The following is a 10,259-nucleotide window of genomic DNA, read 5'->3' as shown; positions in this document are numbered from 1 at the left end:
CAGGAGAAGAAAAACAAGCGGCCGGTCGAATGCGAATGGGAAGTGCATGGTGTCCGTGTTAGGTCAAGCGCACGCGATGGGTCTGTGAGATTAGGATACCATGAAACCGATAGGGATCGCGCGCCTTAATGACAGGCTTAAGTCCAGCTATGGATGCAGTCTGCTTCTTAAAGGACATAATTGCCGCAGAATGCCCGGATCGGCCGGCGGTTAAAACCGCGCCTTCAAGAGCGCAGAAGTCCGCCTACGCGGACTGCATTATCCTTGCCGATATGGCCGAATGTGATGCTTGCCATAAAACACTCACGTGATCGACAATGTAGTCCCCACAGGGGGACTTCTGCGCTCTTGAAGGCGCGGTTTTAACCGCCGGTCGATCCAGGCATCTGCACTGTCTAACTGCCCAAACACGTCCATTCTTAGGCTAACCTAAATTCCGACATCCTACTTCGCCACCGCCCACAGGCTCCCGGGCGGCGGGGTTGCATGAATGCCCTGTGTGCTGAGCGTCGCGATGCGCAGGCGGTTGAAGGCGCTGTCGATGGCGATCTGCTGCATGACTTGCGGCGACGGCGGTCCCATGGCGCGCATGGCCTGCGCGAAGCCCTGCTGCGCTTTTCCCAGAGCGTCGTTGAACACACCTTCGTAGCTCGCGCTGTCGGTGATGCGCTGGTGATTTTTGAAGACCGTGCTGCTTTGGCCCACCACGTGGATCTGGCCGTAGGGGCTGGGACCATCGATCGTCACCGTCACGTCGATGCAGTCGCCTTTGTCCTCTTTAAAAGCGGCGTGGATGTCCGCGACGCAGCTACCCGGGGCGTACTCCTGATACAGCATGGCGCCGCCCGCCGTCGCGCGCCGCAGATCGTCGCGCAGGTTCGATCGCTCGATATCGGACATCGTCATACCGCTGAGCGAAGTCGTGACATCGACACTGCCAAAGAGCATCAAGCGCCGCTCCCCGGCATGGATATCGACGACTGGAACGATGAGCGTCGCGTCCGGGCTAAAGTCCAGAACCCCCTCCGTCAAAATCGCAGGCGGCACGAGCAGCACGGCCGAAACCGTGTACGCTCCCGTGTGGTTGTCGACGAACAGCACGACGCCTTTGTCCGGGTACTCGTGGATCAGCCATCCCGTGTTTCGCTCCGGCTGATAATACGAAACTCCCGCATGTCCGAACTCATGCTTGATGCTGTCGAGCGTTGGGCTCGAGTCATAACGGATGAGGATCGCCGTCGCGACATCGTTCTTGTCGTCCCGGCCGCCGAACAGCACGTTCAGCCGATCTCCAGACCCTTTGGGCGTCGAGATCATCAGCGACCATGGGATGGCGTTGCCGCGCTTGGCGATCTTATAATGATCCTTAATGCTGCTCGCCGTGGATTTCCCCAGCTCAATCGCGTCCCACTGCTGCCCTGTAAAGTCGGCGAGACTGGGAAGCGTGAAGTCCGGTTTATCGTCCTTGGCGTGTGCGGGAGAAACGATCGCCGCGAATAGCGCGAAGAGAAGGCAGAAGGCGCTCGCCCGTTTCATGTGAAGCATTGGAATGGTCCTATTCGAGAAAATGTTTGCCCATTCTTGCAGCAACGATTCCATGACATGGCATGGAGGCCTAATGTTCCACGCCGCCGTCACCAATCCTGCTTTTTCGCAAAATCCAGCACACTTTTCAGCTTTGACTGATCGGCGGGACCGAACGGAGCGCCGTCAATCGTCCATGGATTTTTATCCTTTTCGCCCACTAGAAGCTGCTGCGTCTTATTGAAGCGAGAGTGTCCATCGCAATAAAGGACGTTGGCGGCTTGCTGATGACCCGCAAATAAGCTTCCATCCTTCGTCTCATCACTGCTCAACTTTGTGAACGCCTGAGGCAAGAGGACATTGATGTCATTGTAAGCCGCCGTCGTTTCCGTTACCATGATCACGCCTTCGGGAGAGCCGATCTTCGCCATTCGAAGTCCGTGTGGAAACTGATCCGCGAACGGGCCGAACCGGCGATTCCCATCATTCGCCGAGTTTACGGCGTACGAACGGCTAAACCCGTCGCGCTCAACGTCATTGTTTTTTCCAATCGCCGGATTGTCGGAGCACTGGAAGATAGCGGGGTTCTTTACGTAAACATTAATTGGGACGCGCCAAGAAATTAACTTGCCATTTGCGCCGTTCCGCGCTTGTCGGGCCGGCAAGAATCCATCGTTATCCTGCGTGTACTGCGCAAAGGCAGCGCCCAGTTTCCGCATATGATCGTGGCAAGGCACGATCCTGGCGTAGTGCCGCAGCGACTTCATAATCCGCGCGCCGATCACGACCATAGGGATAAGAACCAACATCGCCACGAGGAAGCACCCGATATTCACCTTATTAGGAAAAGCTTTGCGCAGCCATTTACGGATCATTTCGTTCCTTTTTGAGACTGCTTCTCGGAAAACTCCAGAACCGTTCGCGCCTTCTTCGCATCATCTGGCGAGAACGGCGCGCCGTCTATCGTCCATGGATTGAACTTGGCCTTTGAACCCAGCATTGCCATCGGAGGCATCGCTTTCACATGTCCGTCCATGTAGAGATAGTTGGCGGCGCCGTTGTGTCCGGAGAATAGATGGCCTGTCCGGTCGTTGAGATCCCGCACATGCGTAAAGCCCTCCGGGAACAGAAGGTTGAAATCATTAAACGCCGCTGTTGTTTCGACAACCCCCACGACAAGCTCAGGGCGCTTTATCTGACCGATAGATAGTCCCTGCGGAAATCGATCCGCAAACGGCCCAAAGCCGTGATGGCCGTCGTTCGTGGAATTGACGGCGTAAGAACGACTAAAATCATCCTGCTCTAAGTCATTGCCGTCCTCATTATCTTCGTCGGTGGCGGCAGGATTGATCGGACAGCAATAAGCGGCGCCATTATTGACATAACGCCAAATAGTCGCTCGCCAGGAAACCGTTCTTCCGTAAACTTCCGAATTACTTTGGCGTGGCGGCAGCATCTCGTCATTATCCTGCGCGTACTGCATCATCCCAAGGCCAATCGCCTTGAGATTACTGGGACAGCTCATTTGCTTCCAATGCGTCCATACGGACCCGCGGAATGTCGACATCTGATGCAATACGCCAGCAAGAGCGATGCCGCCAATGAGAAAGCAAGCCACGTTAATCCAATTTGGGAACATCTTACGCAGAGTTTTAGCGACCATGAATTTGCCTCACAGATATTGCTTCGCGCCGTACTCAATCACGCTTGTCGCGGTCGCCTGATTCGCCGCCGAGAACGGCGCGCCGTCGGTCGTCCAGGGATTGACTCCAAGAGCGGTTGTCCCAAGAAGAGTTTCCGGACGCTTCCCCTTCACATGCCCATCGCAAAAGAGAACGTTCGTCATGCCTTTGTGACCGCAGTATAAATTTCCCGTCAGCGAGTGTGCATTCGTCGGATGCCGAAAGATATCCGGCGCCAGAACATTGAAATCACAATAAGACGCCGTCGATTCCACGACAAGCGCCAGCGAGCTTGGGGCATCGGTCTTGGCTAGCGGGAATCCCTTCGGGAACTTGCCGGAGAACGGACCGAAGCATCCCGCATCGTCGCTGGTCGAGTTGACGGCGTAAGATCGGGCGAAGTCGCTGTCTTCTATCTTTTGTGAACTGATGGTGGTCGGCTTGGCCGCGACAGGGTTAGACGGACATCGGAAGATTTGAGTGCTTTTGATATACGGATAGACCGCGACGCGCCAGGTCACGGTATCCCCGTCCTTGCCGGTGTACTGGCGCGCGGGAAACTGCTCGTCATTATCCTGCATGTACTGCAGCATCCCTAGACCGACCTGTCTCATATGGCTGAGGCAGGATTGCGATTTTGCTTTATCATTGCTGCGGCCTGGATAATAAAACGGCAAGCTGATGACCAGAAGAAATATAACGATTGATGCGAGGCAGGCAACGAAACCGCGCGAGGGCTTGTATGGTTTGGCCGAATCAGATTCCATCGAATGCTCCTTCAACTCCATTTGAGATAACGTTGTTTGGTTGGTTTCGTTTCGAGTGGCTATCAGTTATTGCGAGAATACTTCGCGCCATACTCGATCACGCTTGTCGCCTTCGCTTGATTTGCTGGTGAGAACGGCGCGCCGTCGGCTGTCCAGGGATTGGATCCAAGGGCGCTTGTCCCAAGAAGAGCCTCCGGGCGCTTTGCCTTGACGTGACCATCGCAGAAGAGAACATTCGTCATGCCCGTATGCCCGCAAAACAAGCCGCCGGTCAGTGATTTTTCACTCGCTGGCCATCGGAATACCTCTGGCTTCAGGACATTGAAGTCATTGTAAGCCGCCGTGGATTCGACGACCGCCAGCAGCGCTTCCGGGTGCGCGGCCTTGCTGAGCGAATAGCCTCGCGAGAACTTGTCCGCGAATGGTCCGAAAGATTGCTGGCCGTCGCTCGTGGAGTTGACAGCATAAGAGCGGGTAAAGCCGTCACGCTCAATGTCATTTCCCTCAGGCGTCTGACCATTCAAGCGGGCAAGTGGATTGGAAGGACATTGGTAAAGGCTTCTGGATCGTACGTACGGGTCGAGGAGAACGCGCCAGGAGACAGTTGAGCCGTCTGCGCCGCGACCCTGGCGCAGGGGCAAGTCATTGTTATTATCCTGGGCGTATTGCTGGAGAGCCAGGCCAATCTGCCTCATATTACTCGCGCAAGAGACTTGACGACCTTTCCGGTGATCGTGTGGGAACGGGTAAATGAGATAGAATATGACCGCGATGATCGCGCAGTAGCCGGCTCGCTTGGCCCATAGCCTGAATTTAAGTTCTGATTGATATGAAAGCATAATTTTTCTCCGTTGATAATAAATGCATAATTCCGCCTGGTCGATTTCGTTTCGATTAAAGCCTCCCTCTCCCCGCATTCCAGAGAAACATATATTCTCTTGGAGCTTCTTCTTTCACTTGGGCGTATGTTCGTTCAGAATATTGGATCGTGTTCATCGCCTTGGTTCGATCGCCGGCCGTGAACGGAGCGCCGTCCGTGGTCCATGGATTTGGGCCAGTCTGATCGAGCATTTGGGCGGGTTTTATCTGCTGGAAATGTCCGTCGAGGAAGAGGACGCTGCTCGTTTGGTTGTGGCCGGAGAAGAGATTGCCGACTCGTGTGCGAGCGTTCGATGGCTGCGCGAAGCCTTCGGGGAATAATGGATTGAAATCGTTGAACGCGGCAGTCGATTCGACAAGGGCGATGGTCTGGGCGGGGCTGGGCGCGTCGGACAGGGAAAATCCACGGTGGTATTTGTCCGCGAATGGGCCAAAGCATTTTTTGTCGTCGTGTGTCGCGTTGACGGCGTAGGAGGCGCCGAGGTCGTCAACGGTCAGCGGCGTACTCTCCGATGTGCTGGGAGCGCCGGGATGGGATGGGCACTGGTAGAGACTTCGGGACTTCGCATAAGGGAAGATCAGATAACGCCAGGAAACCAGGGAGCCATTTGCGCCGCTCGCATTTTGACGCGGGGGCAGATTTTCGTCATTATCTTGAGCGTATTGCAGCAGGGCAAGCCCCAATTGCCGGAGGTTGCTGGCGCAGGTGAGACGAGGCTCGCGTCGTATGACGGGCCTAAATAGAAGAGGAAAGAGAATCAGAGCGAAAATTGTCAGGGCGACGGCGATGCATGCGCCCCCGATGAAGTTGCTGCGGCCGATCATGGTTTATCTCCTTTCATTGAGATAAACCTATCGTACCGTATCGACACGGAGAACCGAACGGTTAATCGATACGCTTGCAATTCAGCTGGCGGCGGCTTTGCAGCATCCATCCCCAGCTCGTGGAAACCCAATGGTCTCGTATAGTCTGATCCATCACGCCGCTCTGCTCCTGACCGGTCTTCGGATTTCGGATGGTGATCGCTTGGCGTTCTACGGCTTCGATGTCGGCGGCGGTTCCGGCGGGCTGCAGCGTGAAGGCGACGATCCGCGTGTGCGTGCTCATCGATTTCACCAGGGAGAATGTTGCGGCAAGGCCGTCCTTGCGGGTCTGAAGAGTGTAGCACTCGCCCTTGGCGTCCGTACCCATAAAATCGGGTGACGTGCTGGCGAGCGCGCCGCCCGCGTCCTCGCGGTCCAGCGCGGCGTTTTGTTTGTTGTAAGCGATGTGAATGGCGCTGCGCGCCCCGGCGGCGATGTCGGCGTAAGCGGCGGTGGCGAGCGCTCCTATCAAGAGGAGCGGGAAGACCAGCGCCGCGTGGCGGTTGTTGTGCATAACGGACGTTCCTAAAACCTGTGGCGCTCAAGTGCGCTACCGGTATTATTGTCGGTCAATGTCTGCGAATGCTGGAATCGAACGACTTTTAGGAAGGAATAGGCGGTTCTATCCGTGCGTGATCGATGTCCCTTTCGTCACTCCGGTATCGTTGATCGTGTCCACCGTAAAGAAATAATTTACGCCGACATTGAGCGTGTGGATATCCAATGAGTTCGCGCCGTAAACCTGATAGTTGCTGAACAATTTGTCTTTGGCGATCCCGTAACGGACGATGTAGGCGTCGGCGCCGGGAACGGCTTGCCAGGCGATCGTCGCCTGCCGTCCGTCGGCGGCGTCGCGCTTCACCTGTACTCCGGCGGCTTTGCCCGGCGCCTTGCCAAGACCGCTGCCGAAGAGGCGCAGGCCGCTGAGGGAGAATTTGGCGCCGCCTGGGGAATGCGTGTTGGTGATGCGGGCGTAGCGCGCCTTGACGGGATTGTCGAGCTGGGCGTAATCGTGTGGGGCGTCGCGCCGGTCCGTGCTGCGGTCGACAATGGTGGTCCAATGTGTCCCGTCACTGCTGACGTCGAGCTTGTATCCGTAGCCGTCCTGAAGCCGTCCCAGTTGTGTGGAGCCTTCGTCGGCGAAGTTAATCTGCGCGGCGTCGATGCGGCAAGGCTTGCCCAGATCGACTTGCAGCCATTCGCCCGGATCGCCGGTGCTGGCCGACCACCAGGAGCGCATGTCTTCGTCAAAGGCGGCGTCGATAGGGTGCGCGTCGAGAGTAGAAGATGCGGTCGCGGTCTTCTTGTAGTCCAGCAGCATCCAGCCAGGCGAATTTCCCTTGGATGGATCTTTGACCCCGCCGGGCGCGTACTGGGGGTAATCGCCTAAATACGTGTCGGCGACCATTTGGCCGTCGCGGGTAAACCATGCCGGGAAGAATCCCAGGCGGCGCTCGAACATGTGCCGGATGGAGATCGTCATCGTCGAGACATGCCAGAACCGTCCTCCGAGATCCTGGAAGGTCGAGCTGTGTCCTGCGCCGGCCGCGAAGCCCGTGGGCTTGAACGAGAAGGGGCTGTACGGGGCGTATGTGAACGGCCCGAGGGGATGATCTGAGACATACACGCCGTCGTTGTAGGATTTGTACTGCGTGCCGGGCGCCGAATATTGAAGGTAATACTTACCGCCATGTTTGGTCATCCACGAGCCTTCGATCCAGGCGCCGTCTTTTTTGTAGGGCGGGGCGTCCGTCGGCTCCGCCGGAATATCCCCGCCGTGGCTGGCGATCACGCCGACAAGGAAAGGTTTTTTATCCGTGAGAGGCTTCAGCCCATTCTTCGGATCCAGCTCCTGGCCGACGATCGGGTCTTTGTCGCTGCATCCGCTATAAAGATAGACACGCCCATCGTCATCCTTGAACAGGTCCGGATCACCCTGGTTCTGCGTGTCACTCGCGAGTTTCCAGACCCCCTTGCCGGGATCGTCCGTCTCGTAAATTCCCGCGCCGCCGGCGGTCCAGTACAGCTTGCTGTCGATTTCCAGAACGGCGGGCGCATAGTTGTCGATCGGCAGTCCGGTCTGCGTCACGAATATCCAGTGGAGGAAATCTTTGGAGCGCCAGTAGCCCTGGCTTTTCGACGCGAACAGCCAGTACTCCCCTTTGTAAACGATCATCGCGGGATCGGCGGCTTCCCGGCGGCTCGGCAATTCATTCTGAAAACAATAGGGTAAATCCATCGGGTTGCAGAAGGTCGGTGCCCGTCCGGCGGCGGAGGCGTGAGTGGAATACAGCAGTGATGGAAGGTAGAGGGCAAGAAGGGAAACGAGCGAGAGACAGGTCTTCGATGACGTGAATGTCGATTTCATGTCCTAGGATACCATGGCTTTCGCTCGTTTTGTACTGATTTGCACCAGGGTAATTTAAATTTAACGACTGTGTAAGAAATCCCTCACAGAATCGCGGATATCGATATGAGCATCCGTCAAGTTTGTGGGCAGAATCCCATATTCTGAGGTCGCTTCGTAATCCTCAAAGGCGACTGTGACAGGCGTGCCTCCGGCTGGAATCTCTCCCGAGACGACCGATTTCGGCTTCTTAGCGATCAGCGCCCGGATTTCATTCGGCGTCAGCGACGCCGTGGCGATATGGTTGGCGAAGGGCATGGCGGCGTAGAGGTCATAGTAGGAGATCGTGCGGCTATGGAAGGCGACGAACATGCCTCCGCCGCTCGGGTTGATTGCAACCGCCGCGCCGGTGGATCGGCGCATGGCGTCGACCAGCACCTGCGTGGTGATGCGAAGACGCTCGTCCGGCGTCGCGCCCACCTGGGCGATCGTTCCGGCGTCCCTCAGGAACGGCGTCGTGAATGGGGCGATGGCTGCCGCGACATCGGGCGCGTCTTTGGTCGATTTGTCGATCGGGATCATCTCGTCGTGATACTTGTCCAGCGTCCAGCCCTTCGCGTCGTGCAGAAACGTCAGATCGAATCGGCCTAAATTGACCCCAAATTCGCCGTCCTGAACGATGGGGATCACGGCGCCGTCTGGATTGACGGCGGTCAGCGGCGTGTAAAGAAACGTATGCGAGTGGCCGCCGACAATGGCGTCGAGGCCGGTCGTCTCGCTCGCGAGCAGCATGTCTTGATCGGAGCCAATGTGCGTGAGGGCGATGAGGATATCGCAGTCGCGTCGCGCCTTCGGAATCCATTCCTTGGCGGCTTCGATCGGATCCGTAAACACAAACCCCTTCGTCTGCGGATAGCCGCCTGAAGTCTTCGTCGTCAGCCCGAGAAATCCAACGCGCACGCCGTTCCACTGTCGGACAACATACGGCTGCACGCCTTCCAGCAGTCCGCCGTCGCTCGCCCGAACGTTCGCGCAGACCCACGGGAACTTCGCGCGCTTGATCACGCGCCGCAGCGCTGTCTGTGCGCCCTCGAAATCGCCTTGCTGCGTGGCGTCACGCCCCTTAAATTCATTGTTACCGATGGCCGCCATCTCATACCCCACCGCGTTCATCGCCTCCACGTCCGCCACGCCTTCATAGGCGTTAGACAGCGGCCCACGTGTGAACGTATCTCCGGCGTCCACCAAGAGCGTCGGATTGTGGATCTTCGCACGCAGACTGCGAATCAGCGTCGCCCGCCGCGCCGCGCCGCCTCGCGACGGGTTCTCCGCCGAACTCTTTCCCACCTCCGTGTAAGGAAACGGCAGGATATGCCCGTGCAGATCGTTCGTGTGCAGCAGCGTCAGCGTGAACGAACCCGGCTGAGGCAGAGCGACCGGGAAGGACATGGACGCCGGCAGATCGGCCGGCGCCGCATGGATGGGCGCGCCGCCGAGGAGCAGCGCCGCCAGCAGGAAGACGATGGGTTTGTGAGTCATGACATTTCTCTTCACTCAATGTGGCCGAAATAAGCAAGCATAACACAGCGGTCGGCGGTTAAAACCGCGCCTGCAAGAGCGCCGAAACCCACCTTTGTGGGTTACATATTCGAATTCGGTACCGTCTGAAGTGGTGCACACATTAGACATTATCGTGAAGGATTATGTAGTCCTCGCAGGGGGACTTCTGCGCTCTCATAGGCGCGGTTTTAACCGCCGGCCGCTGTGTTATGTTTGCGCGCCTTACGGGCTATTCCCGTGTCACGCTCAGGTGCTCTAAGATCAACTCTGCCGTCGCGAGGTTCGTGGCGAGGGGGACGTTGTGCGTGTCGCAGGCTTTCATGAGGGCGTTGATGTCGGGTTCGTGGGGATGGGCGGTGAGCGGGTCGCGCAGGAAGATGACGGCTTTGACCTGTTCGGTCGCGATCAGCGCGCCGATTTGGAGATCGCCGCCGAGCGGGCCGCTGAGCATCTTGGTTACGGGCAATCCCGTTTCCGTCTCAATGTTCGTTCCGGTGGTCCGAGTCGCGACCAGCGATTCGGCGCGGCAGGTTTCCAGATGGCGCTGAACGAACTCGATCATGTCGTGCTTCTTGTTGTCGTGCGCGATCAGCGCGACATATTGCGATGTGGTCATAAAGCGTTCCTTAAGGGTGG

Annotated in this window: 10 protein-coding genes; all 10 read right to left on the bottom strand. The window is 57.3% G+C overall.

Annotated elements, in window-relative coordinates; all coding sequences use genetic code 11:
- Nucleotides 1–444 precede the first annotated feature (444 nt).
- Nucleotides 445–1,545, bottom strand: coding sequence for a hypothetical protein (locus ABIZ35_RS26355; protein ID WP_348222923.1), 1,101 nt, complete (start codon nucleotides 1,543–1,545; stop codon nucleotides 445–447).
- Nucleotides 1,546–1,634: 89 nt separating this feature from the next.
- A complete protein-coding gene (locus ABIZ35_RS26350; protein WP_348222922.1) occupies nucleotides 1,635–2,399 on the bottom strand; it encodes an H-X9-DG-CTERM domain-containing protein in 765 nt (254 codons plus the stop codon).
- Nucleotides 2,396–3,049, bottom strand: a complete 654-nt coding sequence (locus ABIZ35_RS26345) for a DUF1559 domain-containing protein (protein ID WP_348222921.1) — start codon at nucleotides 3,047–3,049, stop codon at nucleotides 2,396–2,398. The genes ABIZ35_RS26350 and ABIZ35_RS26345 overlap by 4 nt, the downstream gene beginning before the upstream one ends.
- A 147-nt stretch (nucleotides 3,050–3,196) precedes the next feature.
- On the bottom strand, nucleotides 3,197–3,973 hold the full coding sequence (locus ABIZ35_RS26340) for a hypothetical protein (protein WP_348222920.1): 777 nt from the start codon (nucleotides 3,971–3,973) through the stop codon (nucleotides 3,197–3,199).
- Nucleotides 3,974–4,035: 62 nt separating this feature from the next.
- Complete coding sequence (locus ABIZ35_RS26335; protein WP_348222919.1) at nucleotides 4,036–4,812, bottom strand: DUF1559 domain-containing protein; 777 nt, start codon at nucleotides 4,810–4,812, stop codon at nucleotides 4,036–4,038.
- Nucleotides 4,813–4,867: 55 nt separating this feature from the next.
- A complete protein-coding gene (locus ABIZ35_RS26330; RefSeq protein WP_348222918.1) occupies nucleotides 4,868–5,677 on the bottom strand; it encodes a DUF1559 domain-containing protein in 810 nt (269 codons plus the stop codon).
- Between the two features lie 61 nt (nucleotides 5,678–5,738).
- Entirely contained in the window at nucleotides 5,739–6,230 is a 492-nt protein-coding gene (locus ABIZ35_RS26325; protein WP_348222917.1) for a hypothetical protein, read from the bottom strand.
- 108 nt (nucleotides 6,231–6,338) lie between these two features.
- Complete coding sequence (locus ABIZ35_RS26320; RefSeq protein ID WP_348222916.1) at nucleotides 6,339–8,084, bottom strand: family 43 glycosylhydrolase; 1,746 nt, start codon at nucleotides 8,082–8,084, stop codon at nucleotides 6,339–6,341.
- Nucleotides 8,085–8,144: 60 nt separating this feature from the next.
- On the bottom strand, nucleotides 8,145–9,602 hold the full coding sequence (locus ABIZ35_RS26315) for a bifunctional UDP-sugar hydrolase/5'-nucleotidase (protein WP_348222915.1): 1,458 nt from the start codon (nucleotides 9,600–9,602) through the stop codon (nucleotides 8,145–8,147).
- Between the two features lie 250 nt (nucleotides 9,603–9,852).
- On the bottom strand, nucleotides 9,853–10,239 hold the full coding sequence (locus ABIZ35_RS26310; protein ID WP_348222914.1) for a methylglyoxal synthase: 387 nt from the start codon (nucleotides 10,237–10,239) through the stop codon (nucleotides 9,853–9,855).
- Between the last annotated feature and the right edge of the window lie 20 nt (nucleotides 10,240–10,259).

Origin of the sequence: Capsulimonas sp., from assembly GCF_039929585.1 — a bacterium.
Lineage (GTDB): Bacteria > Armatimonadota > Armatimonadia > Armatimonadales > Capsulimonadaceae > Capsulimonas.
The sequence above is the reverse complement of the archived record's forward strand: the minus strand, read 5'-3'. Positions and strand labels throughout refer to the sequence as shown.

Excerpts from the sequence above, each read along its gene's own strand:
- ABIZ35_RS26355 (WP_348222923.1), bottom strand. The coding sequence starts at position 1,545 with ATGCTTCACATGAAACGGGCGAGCGCCTTCTGCCTTCTCTTCGCGCTA.
- ABIZ35_RS26350 (WP_348222922.1), bottom strand. The coding sequence starts at position 2,399 with ATGATCCGTAAATGGCTGCGCAAAGCTTTTCCTAATAAGGTGAATATC.
- ABIZ35_RS26345 (WP_348222921.1), bottom strand. The coding sequence starts at position 3,049 with ATGAGCTGTCCCAGTAATCTCAAGGCGATTGGCCTTGGGATGATGCAG.
- ABIZ35_RS26340 (WP_348222920.1), bottom strand. The coding sequence starts at position 3,973 with ATGGAATCTGATTCGGCCAAACCATACAAGCCCTCGCGCGGTTTCGTT.
- ABIZ35_RS26335 (WP_348222919.1), bottom strand. The coding sequence starts at position 4,812 with ATGCTTTCATATCAATCAGAACTTAAATTCAGGCTATGGGCCAAGCGA.
- ABIZ35_RS26330 (WP_348222918.1), bottom strand. The coding sequence starts at position 5,677 with ATGATCGGCCGCAGCAACTTCATCGGGGGCGCATGCATCGCCGTCGCC.
- ABIZ35_RS26325 (WP_348222917.1), bottom strand. The coding sequence starts at position 6,230 with ATGCACAACAACCGCCACGCGGCGCTGGTCTTCCCGCTCCTCTTGATA.
- ABIZ35_RS26320 (WP_348222916.1), bottom strand. The coding sequence starts at position 8,084 with ATGAAATCGACATTCACGTCATCGAAGACCTGTCTCTCGCTCGTTTCC.
- ABIZ35_RS26315 (WP_348222915.1), bottom strand. The coding sequence starts at position 9,602 with ATGACTCACAAACCCATCGTCTTCCTGCTGGCGGCGCTGCTCCTCGGC.
- ABIZ35_RS26310 (WP_348222914.1), bottom strand. The coding sequence starts at position 10,239 with ATGACCACATCGCAATATGTCGCGCTGATCGCGCACGACAACAAGAAG.